Raw genomic sequence first — 22,827 nt, forward strand, 5'->3', positions numbered from 1 at the left:
CGCCCTCCTTATCTAACTATTCGCAAAAAAATAAAAAAAGCAACTTAAAAAGTTACTTTTTTATCTCCATTTCATGCGGCAAGAACGGTGTTTTTCTTGACCTGTTTGTTTTTCGTAGCCTGGACGTAGCTTTTCATCGGGGATGACTTGCTCATCCTGTAAAAGAGCCAAAGAATGGTACTGCTGCAAATACTCATCACACTCATCACACCAACGTTGGTCTGCAGGATCCCAAAAAATAGTCATCAGATCACTCCGACTCTTATAAAGAGGATTCTTCTTTTCCAGCTCAAACCAGCATAATTTATAATATTTTAGAGCATCATAGTACTTGTTAAAAGAGCGACTCATAATGACATCTTTTTCCCAACCTTCTATGAACCACCACGGTTCATAGTCCCCATACATTTCTATAACACGATACATTTTCACTACTTCCTTTGTACCGTATATTATAACGAATTTTCTAGAACAATGAAAGGATTTTGCTTCATTATAGAACAATCCTCTAGCTTTCTGAAGATACCTATGAATAGAAAAGCAAAGGCTGAGTCATCACAGCCTCTGCTTTTTACTATGCTTGATAACGTTTCACACCATCTAGGTAGGTTGCTACCAATTCCAAATCTTTATCTAGTACGATAAAGTCAGCATCGTAGCCTTCACGGATTTGTCCACAAACATCATCAATATGAACAGATTTTGCTGGGTTGAAGCTGGCCATCATGACCGCTTCATGTGGATTCGCAATGCCCCATTCGACCACATTCTTCAAACCGTCCTTGAGTTTTAGGATAGAACCCGCCAAATTGCCTGTAGATTTGAGTCGAGCAGTTCCATTGGCAACCACTACTGGGAATTCTCCCAACATGTAGTCTCCATCTTCCAAACCACCAGCTGTCATACAGTCTGTGATAAGGGCGATATTTTCAGTTCCTTTTTGCTTAAGCAAAATGTCACAGGCCTTGGGATCCACATGGTGACCATCACAAATCAATTCAGCGTAAGTATGGGGCAATTCATACATGGCTCCCACCATACCGAGCTCACGGTGAGTCAACCCACGCATTCCGTTGTAGGCATGTACCCAAACGCTTGCTCCAGCATCGACTGCTTTTTTAGCTTCATCAAAAGTCGCATTTGAGTGTCCAAGAGCAACGGTCACTCCTTCACCCGTAATCGTACGAACAAAGTCTTCTACACCTTCGCGTTCTGGCGCAAGGGCGATTTTATTGAGCAGGCCATTAGCTGCTTTTTGCCAAGCACGAAACTCATCTATACGAGGGTCCTTCATATAGGCAGGGTTTTGAGCCCCCTTGTATTTCTCTGTGAAATACGGACCTTCAAAATAGATACCACGAATTTTCGCTCCACTTGCTTCCTGATAACGAGCACCGATATTTTCTGTTACCGCAAGCAATTGCTCATAAGATGAGGTCAAAGTTGTTGGCAAGAAACTCGTTACTCCCATGCTGAGGAGCCCTTCACTCATAGTATGAAGGGTTCCTTCGATATTATTATCCATGACATCCACACCGCCAAAGCCATGAATGTGGGTATCCACAAGTCCTGGAGCAATGCTGTAGCCTGTATAGTCAATGACATCAGCACCTTCAGGAATCTGTTCTACATGCTTTCCAAACTTGCCATCCACAAGTTCCAAGTAACCGCCACGACGAACTCCGTGTGGGTAGAAAAACTGATCCGCTTTAATATAATTAGGCATAATGATAACCTCCTTGATAGATTGATTCTAGAATTTATTATGTCAATTACATTATAAACCTTTCTTTTTCATTTGTAAATGGTATAGACCTTTTTTCTGGAGATATTTTAAAAGAGCTGGATATCTCCAACTCTTTGATTTTATTTTGATTTCACAGGTAGTTCTTGAGCGGCCTTAACAGCAGCTGCAATCGTCTCTGCGTAAAGTTTAGCACCTTCTTCAATCATGTTGCTATCATTTCCAAAGTGGACTTGGTCGGTTCCAGCCCAGATTTCAGGGTGTTCCTTAGCAACCTTATTCCAGTCAGCGATGCTCACGTAAGGATTCTTTTCAGCTAATTCCCGCGCATAAGCCGCATACTGCTCAACTGGTTTGTAAGTCTCCTTGCTCTTGTCACCTTCATAAGGAGTTACAAGAATCAGATGGTGGCCTTTGGGGAGGTTTTTAACTATCGTATCTAAGTCATCTTTGTAATTCTCTGGTCCGTTTACACCCGTTGCAATGACAACTGTTTTTAGAAGTACCTTGTTCTGGCTGTTATTGAGCATGATGTCATTGGCTTGCTTGGTCGTCCGACTAACCTGAGCGTTGATATTTGCTTCAGGAAGGGCCTCTTGTAAGGCTGTATTAGCACGCAAGGCTACCGAATCTCCAATCAGACTCGTTCCCTCAGAAATTCCAAGTCGGCTAGCCTCTGCTTGCTCAGCAAGAGTTTTTGTTTGTCCTATATTGGTCTGGGCTTGCTTGAAACCATTGACCATCAAGTCTGTCTCAAAAGCTCCAACTTGGGGAGCCACAGCTATGATAATCAAGGTAATTAAGGAAAGAACACCAACACCACTAGCACTAATTGGTTTAATATGAGGTAATCGACTAATCTTCCGTATTAAAGGATTGGTCTTACCAGCAATCAATGGCTCAATAATATAGAAGGATAGGATAGCAAAGAAATAGGAAAAGATGATTGTCAGAATAACAGCAGGCAGATTACTCATCAACTGAGAAAAGATAATATAAAAAGGCCAGTGGAAGAGGTAAACCGCGTAGCTGGTATCCGCTAGAAATGTGATTATACGAGGTTCTTGTATCTCAGGCGTTTTCTCATGCAAGACACGCGCAGCAAAAATCATGACAACGGCTGCTAAGCTGGCAAGCAAGAATCCAAACAAGTAAGCGAACAGGTAGGTGAACTTGACAAAGAAAGTCAGAAGCAACAATACCAAGAGACCTGCCGCTAACACCAGTAGATTTTGACGAAGATCCCACGTCCGATCAAATTGCTTTACTAAATCGCTCGTCTGACGAACCCCCACAACCGTCGCTAAAATACTTCCTAAAAAGAAGGGATAGACATGGGTCAGACTTGAAAAGTAGACAGATGAATAGGAACTAGCCATTAGACTACCAATAAACATGGAGAAAAAGCTAATGATAAAAGCTCCCGCAGAAAGGAGAAAGACCATCCCTCTCAATTGGCTACTAGATTTTGAGCGTTTGGATAAGAACCAAACCGCTAAGCCCCAAAGAATATAGTAGTGAACCTCAACAGCCAGACTCCAGTTGTGAACAAAGAGATGCGGAATGAACTGGGATTCATAACTTCCCCCTGTTAACATTTCGTAGAAGTTAGTCATAAAACCGAGAACTCCAGCAATCTGGCCACCAATTCCAGCAACATAGTCTTGACGAACCAAGAAAGTAAAAGGCATGGTCACCAAAACCATCAGCACCACAGGTGGCACGATACGATAAAACCGTCTCTTAAAAAAGCCCAGCAAATCAATCTGGCGTGCCTTCCCAAATTCTTCTAAAAGGAGGGAAGTGATCAAAAATCCTGAAAAAGTAAAAAAGACATCTACCCCAAAGAAGCCTCCAGGAAAGATCGTTTGAAAGAAGTGGTACAAAAGCACCAAAAGTAAACCTGTAATCCTAATCAAGGAAAACCATTTAATACGCATACGAGTCTATTCTCCATTAAATTAGGAAGTAAAACACCACCTAATTTTCATTCCATTATACTCCCTATTCTATCAAAAAAAGAAGAAAAATCCTACGAGAAAACGTAGGATTTTGGCATTCTATTTTTACACTTTAAAAATTGCGTCCTGACTTGTTGTAGCCATATTTTTCCACAAAATATTCACGGAATTCCAAGAGATTGTCATCCATGATGGCTTGACGGACCTGCTTCATCAGATTGAGCAAGAAGTAGAGATTGTGGTAGCTAGTCAAGCGGATACCGAAGGTTTCGTCAGCCTTGAGCAAGTGGCGAAGGTAGGCGCGTGTGTAGTTCTTGCATGTATAGCAATCACACTCAGGATCCAGTGGCGTAAAGTCTTCAGCGAATTGGGCATTCTTGACAACCAAACGACCTTGGCTGGTCATACAGGTGCCATTACGAGCGATACGAGTCGGCAAGACACAGTCAAACATATCCACCCCACGAATGACCCCATCAATCAAGCTATCTGGCGCTCCCACTCCCATCAGGTAGCGAGGTTTATTTTCAGGAAGAAGTTGGGTTGTGAAGTCCAAGACTGCATTCATCTCTTCATGGGTTTCTCCAACGGCTAGTCCACCGATAGAGTAGCCTGGAAAGTCCATGCTAACAAGATCATGAGCCGATTGGCGGCGCAAATCTTCAAATCCTGCCCCCTGCACAATCCCAAACAAGCCTTGGTCATGCGGACGACGATGAGCCTTCAAACCACGCTCAGCCCAACGACTGGTACGCTCAATTGATTTCTTAACGTAATCATAGGGTTGGTAAAACTGAGGACATTCGTCAAAGGACATCATGATGTCTGAGCCTAGATTGTTCTGAATAGAGATGGCTTTTTCTGGGGATAGGAACATTTTGGAACCATTGAGATGGTTTTTAAAGGTTACCCCTTCTTCTGTGATATTTCGACTATCTGCTAGGGAATAAACTTGAAAACCACCACTATCCGTCAGGATTGGCTGGTCCCAGTTCATGAACTTGTGGAGACCGCCTGCGCGTGCGATGAGTTCATCTCCTGGACGAAGCCACAGATGATAGGTATTAGAGAGGATAATCCCTGATCCCATCTCCTTCAACTCTTCTGGTGACTGGGTTTTTACAGTAGCTTGGGTCCCAACCGGCATAAACATAGGCGTTGGAAAAGTACCGTGCGGGGTGATGATTTCTCCCAGACGAGCTCCCGTGTGTTTTTCTTTCTTAATCAAACGGTATTTGATTGGTGAATCTGACATTTTCTACCTCCGAAGCTGGGAAAGACAGTCCCAGTTCATACTTTGTGCCCAAAGGCATACTGTATGATTTTATCAAAAAAACTAGGAACTGTCACGAACTATGGTATAATGAGAGAATGAAATACCCAAAAATTGATTTAAAAACCATTCGTCTGCAGACTAGGCAATTTCAGGCTGAAAATCCCCGCCTCTTTCTCGTCTATCTCTTACCTAGCATACTGGTCATCTTATCAGGCTTTCTCAACCCCTTGGCTCGTCTCCAGGAAAGTGTTTTAGAGCAATCCTTTTTCAGCATGCTGGCGCAAGTGCTCCAAACCTATCTCTTCCCACTAGTGGTTTCTTTTGTGAGCACGATTTTTCTAGCAGGTGCTGCTTTTGCGACACTCCGACTCTTCAAGGATCCTGATACGGAACTCTCAGTAAAATCAAGCCTGACCCTCTTTGCTGAAGAGCGCTTCTCGCAAACCTTCCTAACTCTGCTCCTCAAACGTTTCTACCTTTTTTTATGGAGTATTCCAAACTTAGTAGGCGTTTATTTTCTCTTTTATAGCAATCTATTGGCTAGGAGATTTGTTGCCCTACATCCTGAATTTCCAAAATTAGACCTCTCATCCGTTGAAACCGAGCAATTCCTTATGACCTTTGGACTCTACTTTTTCGCGAGCCTCATCTTGATGATTGTGGGCAATCTCCTCTACGTACCGCAACATTATGCCTACTCGCAGGTAGAATTCCTCCTCTGCGACACTCTGGATTTAGGACAGGCTAAACCAAGTCAAATCCTGAAAACCGGCCGTTTCTTGATGAAAGGTTATAAATTCCAGCGTTTTGTCCTCGACTTACAACTACTCCCTTGGTACTTCCTCAACTGGATCACCTTTGGAATTGCTAGCTTTTCAATCCTTCCCTATATCCAGAACAATCACATCTTCTTTTACAGAGCCCTACTAGCCCGTAAACGTCGAAATGGATAAGAGAATACAAAAACCAGCGTCGTTCAGGACGCTGGTTTTCTTATTTCAAAAGTAACACACTCAGCAGAGTCAAAATAGCAGGCCCGCCTTGCTTCAGAATAATCTTCTTGTCTGCTGTTAGAGAACCATAGGTCGCTGCACCAAGCACAAATAAAACAAAGATACTCACAATTTCCAAACTTTGCGAAAAATAAATCCCATACAAGAGAAAGACACCCAGCAAAGCATTATAAATCCCTTGATTTTTAAACAGTGAACTCACTGAAGGACGAGCCAGTTCTTCCTTATCCATATTAAATACGCGACTAGTAGTATCTGATTGCGTAGCCACACTTTCCAAATAAAAAATGTAAAAATGTTCGAGAGCAACAAGGGTTGCTAAAATAGTAGTAATGATTGACATCGTTTTCTCCTTAAAATTCTATTTTTTCTAGACCTGACACTAGTTTCGTCAGTAAAGTTGTCAGCTCTTTCTGCTCGGCTGTCGATAAGATGCTCTCCATCTGTCCCTTCACTCGCAAATGATGTTTAGGCGGACTGACTAAGAGTTGATTCTTAGCTTCTTGGGTTAATTCAACTAAGACTTCTCGCTGATTGGCCGGATTACGCTTGCGACTGACATAGCCCTCTGACTCTAGTATCTTAAAATGACGGGTCAAGGCCGCCTGGTCGATTTGCAACTTCTCCTGAACGGCAATCTGGTTGCAGGGTGACTGCTGCAGTAAAAACTGCAAGATTTGATAGCGGGTCAAACTAATTCCCAATTGTTTCTCAAAAAGTTGGGTGATCATCTGATCTGTTAAATGGAGCTGGTACAGTAAGTCGTTAATTTTTTTCATTTCTACCTCCTTGCGTACACTTGATTTATCAACTATTGACTTATCAAGTATATTACAGAAAGATTAAAAACGCAACCATTTTGCTTACTCACGAAAAATAGCCTCTTGGTTTCAAACCCAAAAGGCTATTATTTCTATATTCTAGATAAAATCCAGCACTAACCTACCAAATCTGCTCGAAGGATTTCTCCCTCTTTATCAATGACAACTTCGATGGCATGGCCTGCAAAAATTTCCTCGCTATCATCATAGTAGAGGGTCAATTCCCCGTCTTCGTTGATCGATAGTTCACTCAAGGAAAGAGAGTTGGTAAAATACTCTTCTGTTAACTCCACATCATTTTCATCTGAATCTATCCAGTCTTGAGCTGTTTCCCACAGTTCTTTGACAATATAGTCTTTAATCCGAGTATCTTGAACTTGGAAAGTTCCCATAAATTTCTTTAGATCATCAAAAGAACTTGGAGGGAGACTTTCATCTGCACTCGCAGCAAAGATAGCATGAATCTTACCACCCTCGTAAGTGATAAATCCTTCAAACCAAGAATAGGCTCTGTTTAAGGTGAATTCACCAATATCGTCTTTTATGATGACCGGTTTTTGATAGCTTTCAATCAAAGTCTCTAATCTAGTATCCGTGGATTGGTCATCTAAATATCCCAGCAAATGGTAGCAGTTATTGGCTACTTCTGACATATATGGCTCTAGTTCCATGAAGGGGCGTTTTTGACATTTGATCCGATGAATTTTGTAGGGTTCAAAACTAAAGCCCCATCTCTTTTCTTCAAATTCCTCAGGAGTCAGGACCCATTCCAAACGTCCTTCAAGTTCAGAGAATTTCTGGGTTGCGACATTGACGCTAGCTTTAAAATGAACGGACGGCATTTTACAACCATCTTTTAAAGAAGCAGCCCCATTTACATTTTGGAGGGTAAAAATCAAGAGCTCAACAATTTCTCCGCAAAATTCCTGTTCAAAATCATCTCTTGTTTTCTCAAATGGAGTTTTTAATCGTTTTGTCATTCACTTCATCCTTTCTCCCTGCTTTTAATGCCCTAGCATTATTTTGTATACGGTTACATTTTATCATGTTTTAGATTTCATTTCACTTATTAATACTATTTTTACAAAAGAAGAAGCGGGAACTAAACCAGTTCCCAACTTCCATTTTAATGATTAGTTCATTGAAACGTGAACGTGGTCATAGTGGTTTTCGGTCACACTACCACGGTCTGGCATTGGATTCCATGTATAGGCAGGCCCATATTTGCTATCGTATGGAGCGTAGAAACGTTGTTTCCAGATGATGTAGTTGATACCACGGCTAGCCATGTTTTGGACCGCGTATTCCGCGATTTGGTCACCGAGTGCTGAACTCACTGGAACCATAAAGTCGATGGCCAAACCTTTACCATGGTCACCACTGTCACCAGGACGGTAGCCACTAAAGGATGTAATTCCAAACAAATTCGCTATTTCTTCTTTAAAGGCTGCCGTCTGTGGTTGAAGACCAGCATTCTCAGACTTGGCTACAGCAAGTCCTGCATAGTCAGGAGCCGCTGGAGCAGTATACGTTCTTGAAGGAGTTTGGCTTTGCTCTGCTTGATAAGTCGAAGTTGTAGTGTCAGAATTTGTTGTTGATTCTGTTGCACTTGTTCCTCTTGTATCAGCAGGCGTTTCCGTTACTGATGCAGCTGCTACTGATGTTTCCGCCGAAGTCGTCGCTTCCGTTGCTTCGGTAGCTGAAGTCTCTGCTTGAGGAGCTTCTTCAACTGGACTAGTAGTTTCAGTTGTTTCTGCCACCGGTGCTGCCGCTGGAGTTGTTTCTGCTGTTTCTTCTGCCACAGGTGCTTCTGTAGATGGTGTCTCTTCAGTAGTGGTCACTGTCTCAGAAACTTCTGAACTTTGCGCTACTTCCGTTGGTTTTTCAGTCTCCGTTGCACTTGGTACTTCCTCAATTGGTTGAGAAAGGTCTTCCACTTGAATCGTCTCTTCATCAACTGTCACTTGGTTGGTCGTTAAATCAGCTGTCGCAGTCGTCACTTCTTCACTAGAATCTGCTTGAGGAGTTTTAATTTCAACTTCCGTCACCTCTTCTGCCTCATTGACAGTTGTAGTGAGAACAGTATCTGGGAAAATCAAGTCCATATTGGTGATTTTGTTCAAATTAGCAAGAACTGTCACATCTACTCCCAAAGCTTCTGCAATCGTGCTCAGAGTATCACCATACTGAACTGTATAGCTGTTTTTGTTCTCGTTTTTCGTCACGTCATTTTGGATTTGCTCAACGGTACGTGCTGTCCATGTGATTTCTTCCGCTTGAGTTGCCAAAACTGGGGCAAGGGACAAGGCTACTGTTGAGGCAAAAATAATTCTTTTCTTCATTCGTTCCTATTCCTTTCAAATGAGTACCTGTCTATCATAACATAAAAAAAGCAGAAAAAAAGCCCTCTCGGGCCTATTTAACAGAACTGTCCATTTCTTGTAATAAACTAGATTACTTGAAATAGTTTGTTAGGTTTCTGTCACGCAACTGACAAAGTTTTTTATTCCCCAGCTTCAAAAATGCGGGGAATATCTGCTAGTACTTGAATTCTCTGATTCCCTTCATAAGACGACTCTAAAAAGTTAATGCTTTGAATCCCACTATTCTGGGCAAATTCCACATCTAAAGTCCGATCCCCTATATAATAGATAGTCCTAGGATCCAACTCATATTTGTCTAGCAAATATGTAGCCGCTTCTGGACTTGGTTTCCGTGAAAAGCCACTCTGATTAGTTAAAATTTCTGTAAAATAGGATTCCAATCCCAAGTCTCTTAGAATGGTATAAGCATTGTCTCCTTTATGGGTATAAATAAACTGCAGAATCCCTACTTCATCTGCCCAAGCCAACACTTCACGCGAACCTGACATCAAAACTACCTGGGCATTCTTCTCAGCCAAACTCTGGGCACGCACCTGATTGAGCACTTCCTTATCCAGATTTCTCTCTTCTGCCACCTGCTCCAGCAAATCCTGCACAGAATACCTGAGGATAAACTCTCTCACTTTCTCCTTATCATAAGGAACAGAAAACTGAGCAAAGGTCTCTTCAATCCCAGACAAAATCGCTTCATAAGAGTCCAATAAGGTCCCGTCTAAATCCCAAATAAAAGCTGTTTTTTGCATTTCCTATCCTTTCAAACTCATATAATGCTGGTAACGGTAGCGTAGAAATAACCAACGAAAACCATTATCCAAAAGGGTTCCTGCCCAAATACCTGGCAAGCCCCAGCCAAGAACAATCCCCATCAGATAGGCTGTCCCAATGCGGATACACCACATTCCGATACTTGTCGCATAAAAGGGGAGGCGAGCATTTCCCAAGCCCTGCCAAACCGTCGTATAAATAACTGTCCCTGTCGCCATGGGAGTCCCTAGCAGTGAAAAGAGTGCCACCAAAACGCTAGCTTCGACCGCAACAGGATCCGTCGTATAGAGATGTGTCAGTGGAATTCCCAAGGCATAGATGCTGAGTGTCAAGGGCAACATAAGGACGAAAGAAAGCCAAAAGGTTTGTTTGCTTACCTCGTCTACTCTTTTCCAGTTATTCTCTCCAACTGCTCGAGCCACCTGCATGACCGTTGCCGTAGCGACGCCAAAGGCAGGCATGTAGTTAAACTGGGTCAGGACTTCTCCGACTGCATTTCCAGCTACTGCCTCCGTCCCAAAAGAAACAACCAAGGCAATGATGGCGACATCTCCAGCCCTCATCATGAGGCGTTCTCCCGCCGCCGGTATAGCCAAAGTCAACAAATCCTTATCTAGACCAAAAGACGGCTTCTCACAAGGCAGTTTTAATTGCGACCATAAAATCACCAGACCAACCAAGCGAGACAGAATAGTCCCCCATGCAACACCAGCTATGCCCATATCAAGGACAAAAATCGCTAGACTTGAAAAGAGAATATTCAAGGCATTGGATAAAAAACTAACATAGAGGGGTAGACGCGGATTATGCGTTGCACGAATCAAGGCGCCCAAACTGGTCATAAAACCCAGAAGAACAATCGATCCGCCTACCAAAGATAGGTAGAGTCCACCACTCTCAGCCACCTCCTGCTCAGTTCCCAAGAGTCCTATCATCTCTTGCCCAGCAAAGATGGACAAGGCCCCTAAAAGCAAACTCAACAGCAAGGTAATCTTCAGCGCTTCTGTCACGTGATAAGCCAACTTGGACTGATCTTTCTGCCCCATACTTTTTGAAATAACACTGGAAATAGCAGCTCCCAGAGCGATGAAAATGGCCTGGTAAATCGTGATAATATTGCCAGCTACTGAAACACCTGAAATAGCGATTAAGCCCAAGTGAGCGACTAAGTAACTATCCACCATCCCCATGAGCATCTGCAAAAAGTTTTCACCCATAGCTGGCAAGGCAATGTTGAGAATATCTTTATTTTTCTTAAACAATCCTTCCTCCTGATGAAAAGAAACTCAGTTGATTTCCCAACCGAGTTTACTTCCTCTGTCTTAAAGTCCTAGATAAGCCTCAACCGCTGCTTGCATGTCAGCAGCTGCCACTGTTGTCTTGTGACGAACAGGAGCTGTTTCGAGGCCATCAACCGCTGGTGGCACTGCCACTCCTGAAATGTCATGTAATTGAGCCAAGGCTTCAAAGTCAGTTAAGCCTGCTTTTCCTGTTACAGCTTCTACTGCGACCACTGGGAACTTGTATGGACTAGCTGTTGACGCAATCACTGTCTTAGCCGCATCGCCAGTAGCCACTTGGTATTTTCTATAAACAGCTGAGGCAACCGCCGTATGTGGATCCTCAATATAGGCATCTGTATCATAAACACGCTTGATTTCTGCCGCAGTTTCTTCCTCAGTCGCATATTCAGCTGCAAAGAGTTCCAAAATCGCTGCATCAAAGTCTGTCAATTCATATTGTCCTTGTGTATTCAAGGCATTCATGAGTTCAGTTGTCTTAACCGCATCATTCCCCAAAAGATGGAAAATCAAACGCTCCAAGTTTGAAGAGACCAAGATATCCATAGATGGACTAGTTGTTACCTTAAACTCACGTTTCTTGTCGTAAATACGTGTCTTGAAGAAGTCTGTCAAAACATTGTTGTCATTTGAAGCGCAGATCAATTTACCAACTGGCAGACCAATTTGCTTGGCATAAAAGGCAGCTAAGATATTGCCGAAGTTCCCTGTTGGTACTGTGAAGTTGACCTTTTCACCAGCCACAATCTCACCAGACTTAACCAACTGGGCATAGGCATAGACATAATAAACAACCTGTGGTACCAAACGACCGATGTTCATAGAGTTAGCTGATGAAAATTGCAACTTGTTCGCTGCCAATTTTTCACGGAGAGCTACATCGTTAAACATATGTTTCACATTTGTTTGCGCATCATCAAAGTTTCCATCAATAGCGATAACATGAGTATTGTCTCCAGTTTGAGTGGTCATTTGCAACTCTTGTACCTTGCTGACACCGTCTTTTGGATAAAAGACGATAATCTCCGTACCAGGGACATCTGCAAACCCCGCCATAGCCGCTTTTCCAGTATCACCCGATGTCGCTGTCAAAATGACGATTTTGTTCTCCAAACCATGCTTTTTAGCGGCTGTCGTCATAAAATATGGCAAGATAGACAAGGCCATATCCTTAAAGGCAATCGTTGAACCATGGAACAATTCCAAGTTGTATTGCCCATCCAGTTTCACCAATGGCGCAATCGCTGGAGTATCAAACTTGCTATCATAGGCATTGTTGATACAGTAGTCCAACTCCTCAGCTGTAAAGTCATCTAAAAATGCTGATAAAACTAATTTAGCCACTTCTTGGTAAGAAGAATCTTTTAATGTGTCAAAGTCCAAATCCACCTTTGGATAAGTAAGCGGTGTAAATAGACCACCATCCGTCGCCAGACCTTGCAAAATAGCTTGGCTGGCAGTTACTGTATTATTCGCATCGCGCGTTGATTGATAAACTAATGTCATGAATCTCTATCCTTTATCTATAGTCTCTTCCATTATATCATGATTTTTCAGAAAATTCTCCCTTTATAAGAGAAATTATAGTCCCAATTCTTTCTTCAAAGGCTGTAAATAGGTCATTTCTTGTTTGCCTCTCTTCTCCAAACCTTCCTCAGCTAGAAGGAGTATGCCTTTTGAAAACTCGACAATTGCAGTTTCTTCCTCATCTGTTAGCCTTTTCTTAGAAAATTGTCGCCTCAATGACTTGTAATCACGACCAAATGTGGTAAAAAATGGAGCCTTTTGCAAGTAAGCTTCTAACTTGTCTAAATTAAGCAACAAGCCCAAGTGAAAAGCCGTCGCAGCAAAGGTACGATTCAAGGGTTGCGTACATACACTACGAAACTCGATAGTCCCTCTAGTTGTCAAATCTTGGTACTGGTAACTACGGTGAGTTTGGAAATCTTCCTCCTGAGGATAAAGAAGAATCTCTTTTCCATCAAGGGCGAAGGCGTGAATTTCCGGGGTTCCTAAGTAATCTTTTGCTCGAATTGGATAAAAATAATAGGTTTCGCCATCACGCTCCGCTGTGAAAATCGCAGAATGATTTAGGTAGTCAAAAAAATCATCCTCATCCTTAAAGAGTCTAGCATTGACACCTACATTCTCTGGATAGATCCCATGCATAGATTTTTCCCAAAAAATATCTCTTGAAACTTTGGTATCCCAGTCTGCCCCCGAAAACACAGAATTGGCAAATAAATAGGCTTTTGCTGCTTCAATTTGCGTAAAAGCATTGATAACACGAAGGTAGTTGGACCTTGAAACGTCCAGTTGAACTTGACTCCCACAGATAAAAGCACCATATTGCGGGTAATCGTGTAAATCCGTTCTTGGAACGGTTCTGCTCAACTTCAAATAGTTCATCAACATCTGATAGCGTGGATAAGCTACTGGTTGATTCTCGTTCTCCTCCCAGTATGGGTGGATACCAGAACCAACAATTGCATGATTAGATTCAGCCAACTTTTTCTGAATCAAATCCATGTAATCTTTAAAACGCTCTTCAACCTCTTGGATGGATTTAGCCCTACCAAAGGCAAACTCAACGGTCGTATAAGCAACTTCAAATAAGATTGTATCCTGACTGATCGGATCTAGTAACTGAATTGGATTTCCAAAGTCATCTACTTTTTCGATAGTAAAACCCAGAACTGATGGTAAATACCGAAAGAGATCCTTTACAACCTCACTATCTGTAGCATTCCCCTCTAAATTGATAACAGGATACTCCAGCTCAATTCCCACAAATAAATCAGGTTTCTCTTTCATATTTTCTAAGTAGCGCTTCTTAAGCAAGTCAACCGAACGAGACATTAACCACCAAACTCTTTCATAATCTACATAAAATGTGAATAAGTAATATTATACCAAAAACACACTAAAAATGATTAGAATAAGAAGAAAAAGATAATTCATCAGTTATCTGTACTTAAAGAAAAATATCAAAATCTTCACTAAATCAAAAAACAAGGTCCGAAAACCTTGTCGTTATTACTATACCGGCGGCCGGGGTCGAACCGGCACGTCCTTGCGGACACTGGATTTTGAGTTTGGCTCTTACCGTTTTATAAGTATGTGAAGCCTTTCAAATAGCCTTTTTAAGAAGATACCTCTATCGCAAAAACGATAGTTTTTTTATTTTTAGTAACTTTTTAGGATTTACTTTTCCTCAATCTATCCATTATTTCTTTACTTAACTTGTCGATATCATCGTCAGTACCAAGTTCTTCTCCAAATAACTTACTAAAAGTAAAAGATTTATAGACTTTGTCACGACTTTTCTCAGTACCATCATCAAGTAGTTTTAGATAATGTTGAAAATCTTTAATTACTCTTTGTTTTACTGTTTCAAAGTCTTCATCTTCAGTAACTGAATAATTGACAGGTTGCCATTCACTATATCCCATTTTATCTAACCTTTCATCATTTTTCAAATAAGTAGATTATACCATACGCGTATAGAATTTTTTATTTTTTTAGGTGTTATGGGTTGACAAGTATGCATAGAAAAATTATAATAGTTATAAACATGGTTATAATGTTGAAAGGAAAAATTATGGCAAGAGGTAAACCAGTTCCAGCAAGTAGCATGTTTGATAATCCTACAAATATATCAGCAGTTGTAGATAAATCAACCAAGTTAAATTTGGAAATCATTGCAGGAGAACTAGTGAGAAATTTAGGTTATCCCCCAACTCAAGGGCAGGTAATAGATTTCCTTGCTAAGTTTTATCTTGAAAACACTCAAAAATAGACGACATCTGTATCGTTTATTTTTTAAAAAGAATAACCACGTTTATATTTTTTAAATTTTTTCAATAAAAGGAGAACTGATATGACTAATTTATCTTTATTGACTGCAAACCTTGATTATCGTGGCTCTGGTGGACCATATAAGGATAGAACTTCTACTAAGATAGCTGATTATTTATTATCACAAAACCCTACTTTCATAGCATTACAAGAAGCTGGAGGCACCCAACCATCAACAAAGCCTCGCTACTTAAATGTTGATGAATATCAGAAATTTTTGTTAGCCGAAAAGTTAGCAAAAGAACTTGATACAGAATTGAGAAAGCGTGGATATGGGGTTATTTATCCTAAGTCTGATAAATCTAATGCTGTAAGTACTAGACTTTTCTATTTTAGTGACAATATCGAACTCATCAAAGAACTTCCTCCTATTTATGATGACTTCTATTGTAGACAAAGTGGTGGTCTGTTTAAAATTAATAATAAAACTATCGCGGTCTTTTCTCTCCACTTTCCTCTTTTTGAAAATCGCCCCGTAGAAAAAAAAGAAATGTGGGATAAATATATTCAATTTGCTTCCCAAGCAAGCAAATTGTATGACCATATTATCTTGGCAGGTGATTTCAATGAAAGTCCAAATAATGAAACGACTTTCCCCGATAAGATAGTTGAAATGGAGCAATACATGGTAAATGCTAGCCGAGATTTACCGACTTGGAGTAATAAGAAACTTGACCATATTTTCATTACACCAAATAGCAAAATTGAAAACTATTCGACACTTGATAATCATTTTAGTGACCATAAAGCACTACAAGTAACTTTTACAGTTTAGGAGTTTTTAAATGAAACTATTTAGATTAAGAACAATAGCAGATTTAACAAGAAATTATATCATTTCAAGTAGCAGATTAAGGGTGGCTCATTGGTCAATACTGGTACTTTCTATCTGTACTCTGCTTACTATAATTGCAAATATTAGAGCTCCTGACCTTACTAAAATCCATTTATCTTTTTAATTGGTTGTATAGATACATTAATTTCTGAGAGGAATGAAGATGAAAATACTGAAACTGAGCAAATCTGTGAAAGTAAAAGTTAATCCCTATGTTATTACTTCTCGTAGACTTTTTCTTAGTAGAATAGGAACTGAATTGTTAGTAGGCCTCTTATTGATAAATACTTGGTTTTCAATCCCCTTTATACCTTTTGGATTGATTATGTCAAGTTTTTTTACAGGCCTTATTATTCTTGTAGAAAAATTTTTTAGGTCTACTTTTATTAAAAAAATTCAAAGTATATTGTACGTCAGAGAATCTCTATTTGATATGCTAATAAGTCTAAATTTATATGAAGAAAGTAACAATCTAGTAATCAATAGCGCAACATTGAACTTCGAAATCACGCCTAATAATGATGTAATGGTTAAAGTACCTCTGTTTGGGAATAAATTTTTAAAACTTCTTAAAAATCTAGAGGAGTATCTTATACCAACCTTAGGGTTGCCTTTAATATCAAAACAAGAATTCCCTGATTGTGTTATTTATAAACTCGGTCACACAGAAAAAATTGAACAGTATGTTTTAAATGCCCACACATTGACTAAAGAATTTTTTGAAGATATTCCTACTCCAATAATCAAGCTATCAAATACCCAACAATTCTCTCTGAAATCGAATACTAATATCGGTATTTATGGACGCACTGGAACAGGCAAAACAATAGCCTTACAATGGTACTTATTTAACGCACTGGCTAAAGGTTGTGGTAGTGATGATGATACTTATTTAGGTATAGTTGATGGTAAGGCTGCCGATTTATATCGTATTGGTGAACTTCTTCACGAAGAACTGGGAGAACAAGTGGCAGTAGGCTCTTCACCCCAAATGCTAGCAAAATTATCGAGAAAATTTATAGAGATTATGGATGCAAGGTTTGAAATTATCAAACAGAATAGTTCATTAAATGCTGATGCATATGACCTGGGCATGATGACACCTAATTTTCTATTTGTCGATGAGCTTGCTTCTATTCGTGATTCTTGTGGCTCTAGCAAACAAGGTAAAGAGTTATGGAACGAAATTTTGCAAAACTTGGGTTTGATTGCTCGTAAAGGAAGACAGGCTGGTTGTCACTTACTATTATCTACGCAAGACCCTAATGCTGAGAATATTCCGGTAGAATTGAGAAACCAAATATCTGCGGTATTATATCTTGGGAATCCAGGAAGTGACCGTCTAAGAATGGCTTTTTCTATGTGTGAATTGGAAAATGTTCCTACTGTATCCGATAGAAAAGGAGAGGCTCTCTTTTATGCTGACGGTCTGAATTCTGTGGAACCTGTACTGACAATAGTTCCATTCGTTGATGTTAAAACAAAACGAGAATTTTTGCAGGTAGTTAGAAACATACTACCAGTCCACTAATAGCGGTCTTTTTCTCTGTTGGAATAGGTATTCTTTCCAACAGAGAAAAAGAGCAAACCGACTGCTTTGGCAGGAGGTAAAAAAGAAAGGAAACTATCTATGAAATTAAATGACTTTTTGAAAATTGAGCTCCTTGGTAATCGTTTCTTTGCCGTAAAAGGATATACTGAAGTTTTAGACCGTGAAACCAGTAAACCTACCGCATTACGTCTAAATGTGTCAATTCAAGATGAAAATAGCGATTTTTTCATGGAGATGATACAGGTCAAGGTTAATACTCTCACTCCTACTGCTTCTGTACAAGATATGGCAAACAACAAAACCTGCCCTGTTATATTAAAAGATTTGAATGTTGGTCAGTATAACGGAAACCTTTGGTTCTCATGCTCTGATGTGCTCCCTCTAACAAAATAAGATTCTATGGCTAAAATTTACGCAATTTCTGACATACATGGATATTTAGATGAGTTCATAAAAGCTCTCAACAAAGTAGAGTTATCTGATAAAGATAACAGACTTATCTTACTTGGAGACTATATTGATAACGGTTCTAAATCTTTTCAAGTGTTGTCTAAAATTATAGAGCTAGAAGAAGTGTACTCTGGGCAAATCATCACCCTATTTGGCAATCATGAGGAATGGTTCTACGACTGGTTAATACCAGAAACTCCTACTGCTTCTGCATTCGGAGAAACGATACAAAGTTTCTTTTCTCCAGAAGAGTTGAAAGAAATCTTAGTCTCTAATCCCAATAACTTTGAAATTGCTATTAGAAATGCAATCAAAACGAAAACTAAATTTATAGACTGGTTTAAAGAGCGATACAAGGATAAACGCTATTACGAGACTGATAATCAAATTTTTGTTCATGCAGGTATTGAAGAAGAAGCTGGTGACCTGTGGGAGGAGTTGACAAGTCCAGAAACATTTACCAATAAATTTCCAGTAACAACAGGTGCTTTCATCAAAGATGTCATTTCAGGTCATATCGCTTCTCATCAAGTTGCAAGAGATGATAGCTATCTTGGAAAAGTGTATTACAACCAGAATCATTACTTCATTGATGGGGATGTAAATCATAGCAAAACAATACCTGTTCTTTGCTATGATACAATTACCAAGAAATATTATTTTCTATAACTTTTAATCATGTGATCATAGGCAAAACTGCCGACTGGAGGTCGGCAAGCTGGAAGCGTGTTTAGCAGAGCGGTGCTTAGGTCACATGATAAAAGTTAGGAGGAGCTTTGCTCCTCCTAGTTTATTTATTATATAGACAATCTTTTGGCGAAAGCCAATCTAAAAGGAACTATTTTTTATGACTTCGTACAATAAAAAAATAGTCCGCACTTCTTCCTATATTGAAATTTGGGAATATGAAAAGCCAATATTTTCAAAAGGAAAATCAATCGATATTAATACTGAAAGCAAGGAAAAAACAAAACGCAGAAAATTTGATGAACTAAAACCTGAAGAACAAGAACAACGTCTTGAACGTATGAAGAAAACTCGCTTAGAAGCAAAGTGGAACTTACTCCGCCTAGTCGATTGTAATTTTGATGATACGACTTCTTTTCTCACATTAACCACCAAAGAAAATATCAGCGATAGAAACCATTTCAAAGACTTACTAAAAACATTTATCAAACGCTTTAACTATCACATATTTAAGACAAAGAAAAGCCAATTAAGGTATATAGCAGTATTAGAAAAACAAAAACGTGGAGCATGGCACGCTCATATCCTGCTTTTCAGCGTTCCCTATATCCCACATAGTCAACTATTAAAACTTTGGGGGCATGGAGCAGTACGGATAAATAAAGTTGATGTCGACAGCAAAGAAAACCGCGGTCGATATGTTACAAAATATTTTGAAAAAGGTATCGGACAAGAGCTATTAGAAAATTTTGGAAAACAAGCTTATCTGTCATCTCGCAACTTGAAAAAACCTGATGAAGATAAGTTTTATACATACGAAACATTTGAATATGACAGCTCAACTGTCCTATATGAAACAGAGTACACGAGTAAAGTCTATAAAGACGGTCAGTATTTTGATAATCATGTAAAGTACAAGAAAATAAGACTAGATGAATAAAGGAGTAAGTCACATGATAGCAACTGTTACTAAGAATGACCTAGTTGCCCTCGGATTCTCTGAGGGAACATCTAAACGTATTATCCGACAAGGAAAAGAACTTCTAGTAGCACGAGGATTTAGGGTGTATCAAAACAAACGGATTGGAACTATACCTGCTACTATAGCTACTGAACTGCTCGGGTTTGATGTTCAAAATATCCCACTTACTAGGGGGTAACAGATGGCAATACGAAAAGACAAAGACAATAGCTGGATAGTTGACATCAGTAATGGTTTCGACCCTATCACGTTAAAGCAACGTAGAATTGTTAGAAAAGGATTTAAGACCAAGAAAGAAGCCACCGAAGCAGAACACTACCTACGAAGTGTAGAGCTAAAAGAACGCTTCTACGGAGCAAAAATAACTGTTCCCATGCTTTATGACATGTTGAAAGAAGAAGACAGCATAAACCATAGAAAAACAAGCTATATCAATACTCAAGAGAATAACTACAACAAGCATATCAGAGAGTATTTTATAAACGTGGATAATGTTGGAAAACTGACCTATGAAGATATCTATCAATTTAGAGAACAACTCCGTCAAAAAATAGCACAAAATTCAGATAAACCCTTAAGCATAAATACCATCAATAAAATCATGATTTTACTCAAAAAAATTTTTGATGTAGGTTTGCGAAAAGGTTATTACACTACAAATCCTGTAAAGTTACTAAAAAAATTACCAATTGAAAAAACTAAAATGCAATTCTGGACAATTGCAGAGTTTCAACAATTTTTAAAACTCTTTGAGGTTGATGAATACAATATAAAATTATTGTTCACCGTCCTCTTTTTCACAGGACTACGGCTCGGTGAAGCACTCGCACTCACTTGGCAAGACGTAGATTTTACTAGTAATACAATCCATGTCACTAAATCTACTTACGTAAATAAAGGTATCAGCCATATCAGTACAACAAAGACTAAGGCAGGTACTAGAAGAATTATCATCAATAAAAAATTAAGTCAAGAGCTGGAAACTTGGCAGAAGAAACAAGCAAAACAATTACAACAATTCTCAAATGACATAACTACACTACAGGTATTTCAAAATAGCCCAATCATCATTACTAAGGACGCTATTGAAAAACAGTATAAGAAAATCCTTGAACGTGATAACACATTAAAAAAGATACGCATACACGATTTTAGACACTCACATGCTTCTCTTTTAATCAATAATGGAGAAGATTACCTAGTGGTTAAAGAACGCTTAGGACACGCTTCTATAACCACCACAATCGATACATATTCGCACTTATATCCAAGCAAACAGAAAGACCTAGCAGACAAACTAGATGATTTATTGTAAAGTAGCTTGCATTTTAAAAAACTAAAATATAGAATAAAGATATGGATAAAATACAAAAATCAGTAAGCCAACAGGCTTATGAAGTAGCTAAAAAAGCTCATTTAGGACAGGTTGATAAAGCAGGTGTTGACTATATTAAACACCCGAAGACCGTTGCAAGTTTTGTAGAAACTGATGAGGAAAAAGCGGTTGCTTATCTTCATGATGTTGTAGAAGATACTAAACTAACCCTACTAGACCTAGAAGAGCTAGGCTTTTCAAAGACGATTATAGAAGCCGTTGATATACTTACAAAGAAAAAAGGACAGGATTATCAATCATATCTCAACCTAGTAAAGACAAATGAACTCGCTAGGGTTGTAAAATTGGCTGACCTACGTCATAATTCAGATTTAACACGACTTTCAAAGATAACTACAAAGGATATAGAGAGAAATAAAAAATATCGTTCTGCTATCGCTTTTCTAAGCCAAGTAGAAAAAAATAGTAATTTTTAGTAACTCAATCAAGAACGGTTCAAAATATAAAAGAAAAGACAAGGCTTAGAAACCTTGTCTTTATTACTATACCGGCGGCCGGGGTCGAACCGGCACGTCCTTGCGGACACTGGATTTTGAGTCCAGCGCGTCTGCCAATTCCGCCACGCCGGCAAATAGTAACTGGGGTAGCTGGATTCGAACCAACGCATGAGGGAGTCAAAGTCCCTTGCCTTACCGCTTGGCTATACCCCAATAATATAAAATAGGCGAGTGATGGGGATCGAACCCACGCATGCCAGAGCCACAATCTGGTGTGTTAACCACTTCACCACACCCGCCATAATTCTATAAACACGGGCAGTAGGAATTGAACCCACACTGAAGGTTTTGGAGACCTTAGTTCTACCTTTAAACTATGCCCGTAACTAAAGGAATGGAAGGGGAGGGATTCGAACCCCCGAACCCGAAGGAGCGGATTTACAGTCCGCCGCGTTTAGCCTCTTCGCTACCCTTCCTAGTCATAAGTATATGGCGCGAGACGGAATCGAACCGCCGACACATGGAGCTTCAATCCATTGCTCTACCAACTGAGCTACCGAGCCAAATTGCGGGAGCAGGATTTGAACCTACGACCTTCGGGTTATGAGCCCGACGAGCTACCGAGCTGCTCCATCCCGCGTTAATAATAAAAAGGAGGATGTGGGATTCGAACCCACGCACGCTTTTACACGCCTGACGGTTTTCAAGACCGTTCCCTTCAGCCAGACTTGGGTAATCCTCCAAAAATAGTCCGTACGGGATTCGAACCCGTGTTACCGCCGTGAAAAGGCGGTGTCTTAACCCCTTGACCAACGGACCATATTCATAAATGGGCACGAGTGGACTCGAACCACCGACCTCACGCTTATCAGGCGTGCGCTCTAACCACCTGAGCTACGCGCCCAAGTTAAAAACTTGGTAATTTGAACAAAGTTCAAAGCGGGTGACGAGAATCGAACTCGCGACAACAGCTTGGAAGGCTGTAGTTTTACCACTAAACTACACCCGCTAAAATGGGAGTTAACGGGATCGAACCGCTGACCCTCTGCTTGTAAGGCAGATGCTCTCCCAGCTGAGCTAAACTCCCAAAAAGGAAGCCTCTAAACTTCCTATTCTGCTAAGCGACTTCCATATCTCACAGGGGGCAACCCCCAACTACTTCCGGCGTTCTAGGGCTTAACTGCTGTGTTCGGCATGAGTACAGGTGTATCTCCTAGGCTATCGTCACTTAACTCTGAGTAATACCTACTCAAAATTGAATATCTATCAAATACCAAGAAAACCTTACACTTCGTATTCTCAGTTACTTTGGATAAGTCCTCGAGCTATTAGTATTAGTCCGCTACATGTGTCGCCACACTTCCA

The 22,827-nt window shown here is 40.0% G+C and carries 23 protein-coding genes, 12 tRNA genes and 1 rRNA gene; 10 read left to right on the top strand and 26 right to left on the bottom strand.

Going from position 1 to position 22,827, the window contains the following annotated elements:
• Positions 1–60: 60 nt before the first annotated feature.
• From D8801_RS09295 to tgt, 4 genes are all read right to left on the bottom strand, one after another.
• Positions 61–426 carry a DUF1033 family protein gene (locus D8801_RS09295; RefSeq protein WP_125849376.1) on the bottom strand — a complete coding sequence of 122 codons (366 nt, stop codon included), beginning with the start codon at positions 424–426 and terminating at the stop codon, positions 61–63.
• Positions 427–574: 148 nt separating this feature from the next.
• Positions 575–1,726 (bottom strand): N-acetylglucosamine-6-phosphate deacetylase, encoded by a 1,152-nt coding sequence (gene nagA, locus D8801_RS09300; protein ID WP_125849378.1) that lies wholly within the window; start codon positions 1,724–1,726, stop codon positions 575–577.
• Between the two features lie 140 nt (positions 1,727–1,866).
• Complete coding sequence (locus D8801_RS09305) at positions 1,867–3,684, bottom strand: acyltransferase family protein (protein WP_125849380.1); 1,818 nt, start codon at positions 3,682–3,684, stop codon at positions 1,867–1,869.
• A gap of 133 nt (positions 3,685–3,817) precedes the next feature.
• On the bottom strand, positions 3,818–4,960 hold the full coding sequence (gene tgt, locus D8801_RS09310) for a tRNA guanosine(34) transglycosylase Tgt (RefSeq protein ID WP_001285237.1): 1,143 nt from the start codon (positions 4,958–4,960) through the stop codon (positions 3,818–3,820).
• 116 nt (positions 4,961–5,076) lie between these two features.
• On the opposite strand from tgt, the gene D8801_RS09315 reads away from it, so the two are divergent.
• A complete protein-coding gene (locus D8801_RS09315; protein WP_125849382.1) occupies positions 5,077–5,934 on the top strand; it encodes a DUF975 family protein in 858 nt (285 codons plus the stop codon).
• 40 nt (positions 5,935–5,974) lie between these two features.
• Here the strand turns inward: D8801_RS09315 and D8801_RS09320 are convergent, their stop codons facing one another.
• The 9 genes from D8801_RS09320 to D8801_RS09360 all read right to left on the bottom strand — a co-directional run bounded on the left by D8801_RS09320 (position 5,975) and on the right by D8801_RS09360 (position 14,744).
• Positions 5,975–6,337 carry a DUF1304 domain-containing protein gene (locus tag D8801_RS09320; RefSeq protein WP_125849384.1) on the bottom strand — a complete coding sequence of 121 codons (363 nt, stop codon included), beginning with the start codon at positions 6,335–6,337 and terminating at the stop codon, positions 5,975–5,977.
• Between the two features lie 10 nt (positions 6,338–6,347).
• Positions 6,348–6,773, bottom strand: coding sequence for a MarR family winged helix-turn-helix transcriptional regulator (locus D8801_RS09325; protein WP_125849386.1), 426 nt, complete (start codon positions 6,771–6,773; stop codon positions 6,348–6,350).
• A gap of 158 nt (positions 6,774–6,931) precedes the next feature.
• Positions 6,932–7,795, bottom strand: coding sequence for a DUF2262 domain-containing protein (locus D8801_RS09330; RefSeq protein ID WP_125849388.1), 864 nt, complete (start codon positions 7,793–7,795; stop codon positions 6,932–6,934).
• 153 nt (positions 7,796–7,948) lie between these two features.
• Entirely contained in the window at positions 7,949–9,157 is a 1,209-nt protein-coding gene (locus D8801_RS09335) for a LysM peptidoglycan-binding domain-containing protein (protein ID WP_125849390.1), read from the bottom strand.
• Positions 9,158–9,318: 161 nt separating this feature from the next.
• Positions 9,319–9,942 carry an HAD family hydrolase gene (locus D8801_RS09340; RefSeq protein WP_125849392.1) on the bottom strand — a complete coding sequence of 208 codons (624 nt, stop codon included), beginning with the start codon at positions 9,940–9,942 and terminating at the stop codon, positions 9,319–9,321.
• A gap of 3 nt (positions 9,943–9,945) precedes the next feature.
• Positions 9,946–11,226 carry an MATE family efflux transporter gene (locus D8801_RS09345; RefSeq protein WP_125849394.1) on the bottom strand — a complete coding sequence of 427 codons (1,281 nt, stop codon included), beginning with the start codon at positions 11,224–11,226 and terminating at the stop codon, positions 9,946–9,948.
• Between the two features lie 60 nt (positions 11,227–11,286).
• On the bottom strand, positions 11,287–12,771 hold the full coding sequence (gene thrC / locus D8801_RS09350; protein WP_125849396.1) for a threonine synthase: 1,485 nt from the start codon (positions 12,769–12,771) through the stop codon (positions 11,287–11,289).
• A 75-nt stretch (positions 12,772–12,846) separates the two neighbouring features.
• Complete coding sequence (locus D8801_RS09355; RefSeq protein ID WP_125849398.1) at positions 12,847–14,124, bottom strand: glutamate-cysteine ligase family protein; 1,278 nt, start codon at positions 14,122–14,124, stop codon at positions 12,847–12,849.
• Between the two features lie 338 nt (positions 14,125–14,462).
• Positions 14,463–14,744, bottom strand: a complete 282-nt coding sequence (locus tag D8801_RS09360) for a hypothetical protein (protein WP_243701288.1) — start codon at positions 14,742–14,744, stop codon at positions 14,463–14,465.
• Positions 14,745–14,866: 122 nt separating this feature from the next.
• Between D8801_RS09360 and D8801_RS09365 the strand changes: the two genes are divergently transcribed.
• The 9 genes from D8801_RS09365 to D8801_RS09405 all read left to right on the top strand — a co-directional run bounded on the left by D8801_RS09365 (position 14,867) and on the right by D8801_RS09405 (position 21,441).
• Positions 14,867–15,064 carry a hypothetical protein gene (locus D8801_RS09365; protein ID WP_115242154.1) on the top strand — a complete coding sequence of 66 codons (198 nt, stop codon included), beginning with the start codon at positions 14,867–14,869 and terminating at the stop codon, positions 15,062–15,064.
• An 81-nt stretch (positions 15,065–15,145) separates the two neighbouring features.
• Positions 15,146–15,898, top strand: a complete 753-nt coding sequence (locus tag D8801_RS09370; RefSeq protein ID WP_125849402.1) for an endonuclease/exonuclease/phosphatase family protein — start codon at positions 15,146–15,148, stop codon at positions 15,896–15,898.
• Positions 15,899–16,121: 223 nt separating this feature from the next.
• The gene (locus D8801_RS09375; protein ID WP_125849405.1) at positions 16,122–17,489 is read left to right on the top strand and encodes an ATP-binding protein; all 1,368 of its coding nucleotides are present in this window, start codon (positions 16,122–16,124) and stop codon (positions 17,487–17,489) included.
• A 99-nt stretch (positions 17,490–17,588) separates the two neighbouring features.
• Positions 17,589–17,903, top strand: coding sequence for a hypothetical protein (locus D8801_RS09380; protein ID WP_125849408.1), 315 nt, complete (start codon positions 17,589–17,591; stop codon positions 17,901–17,903).
• A 6-nt stretch (positions 17,904–17,909) separates the two neighbouring features.
• A complete protein-coding gene (locus D8801_RS09385) occupies positions 17,910–18,629 on the top strand; it encodes a metallophosphoesterase (protein ID WP_125849411.1) in 720 nt (239 codons plus the stop codon).
• A gap of 178 nt (positions 18,630–18,807) precedes the next feature.
• The gene (locus D8801_RS09390; RefSeq protein WP_125849414.1) at positions 18,808–19,587 is read left to right on the top strand and encodes a rolling circle replication-associated protein; all 780 of its coding nucleotides are present in this window, start codon (positions 18,808–18,810) and stop codon (positions 19,585–19,587) included.
• Between the two features lie 13 nt (positions 19,588–19,600).
• Positions 19,601–19,807 carry a DUF3173 domain-containing protein gene (locus D8801_RS09395; RefSeq protein ID WP_125849417.1) on the top strand — a complete coding sequence of 69 codons (207 nt, stop codon included), beginning with the start codon at positions 19,601–19,603 and terminating at the stop codon, positions 19,805–19,807.
• Positions 19,808–19,810: 3 nt separating this feature from the next.
• Positions 19,811–20,944, top strand: coding sequence for a site-specific integrase (locus tag D8801_RS09400; protein ID WP_125849420.1), 1,134 nt, complete (start codon positions 19,811–19,813; stop codon positions 20,942–20,944).
• Between the two features lie 41 nt (positions 20,945–20,985).
• Positions 20,986–21,441, top strand: coding sequence for an HD domain-containing protein (locus tag D8801_RS09405; RefSeq protein ID WP_125849424.1), 456 nt, complete (start codon positions 20,986–20,988; stop codon positions 21,439–21,441).
• A 69-nt stretch (positions 21,442–21,510) separates the two neighbouring features.
• Here D8801_RS09405 and D8801_RS09410 read toward each other — a convergent pair.
• The 13 genes from D8801_RS09410 to rrf form a co-directional block, all read right to left on the bottom strand.
• Positions 21,511–21,594 (bottom strand) — tRNA-Leu (locus D8801_RS09410).
• A gap of 9 nt (positions 21,595–21,603) precedes the next feature.
• Positions 21,604–21,675: transfer RNA gene (locus D8801_RS09415), tRNA-Gln, on the bottom strand.
• Between the two features lie 13 nt (positions 21,676–21,688).
• Positions 21,689–21,761, bottom strand: a tRNA-His gene (locus tag D8801_RS09420).
• 14 nt (positions 21,762–21,775) lie between these two features.
• Positions 21,776–21,846 (bottom strand) — tRNA-Trp (locus D8801_RS09425).
• An 11-nt stretch (positions 21,847–21,857) separates the two neighbouring features.
• A tRNA-Tyr gene (locus D8801_RS09430) sits at positions 21,858–21,938 on the bottom strand.
• Positions 21,939–21,952: 14 nt separating this feature from the next.
• Positions 21,953–22,025 (bottom strand) — tRNA-Phe (locus D8801_RS09435).
• 3 nt (positions 22,026–22,028) lie between these two features.
• Positions 22,029–22,102: transfer RNA gene (locus D8801_RS09440), tRNA-Met, on the bottom strand.
• Positions 22,103–22,114: 12 nt separating this feature from the next.
• Positions 22,115–22,204: transfer RNA gene (locus tag D8801_RS09445), tRNA-Ser, on the bottom strand.
• A 5-nt stretch (positions 22,205–22,209) separates the two neighbouring features.
• Positions 22,210–22,281, bottom strand: a tRNA-Glu gene (locus D8801_RS09450).
• 11 nt (positions 22,282–22,292) lie between these two features.
• A tRNA-Ile gene (locus D8801_RS09455) sits at positions 22,293–22,366 on the bottom strand.
• Positions 22,367–22,400: 34 nt separating this feature from the next.
• A tRNA-Gly gene (locus tag D8801_RS09460) sits at positions 22,401–22,471 on the bottom strand.
• A 5-nt stretch (positions 22,472–22,476) separates the two neighbouring features.
• Positions 22,477–22,549 (bottom strand) — tRNA-Val (locus D8801_RS09465).
• Between the two features lie 29 nt (positions 22,550–22,578).
• A 5S ribosomal RNA gene (gene rrf, locus D8801_RS09470) occupies positions 22,579–22,694 on the bottom strand.
• Positions 22,695–22,827: the final 133 nt, after the last annotated feature.

This window comes from Streptococcus oralis, assembly GCF_003943415.1.
Classification (GTDB): domain Bacteria; phylum Bacillota; class Bacilli; order Lactobacillales; family Streptococcaceae; genus Streptococcus; species Streptococcus oralis_BJ.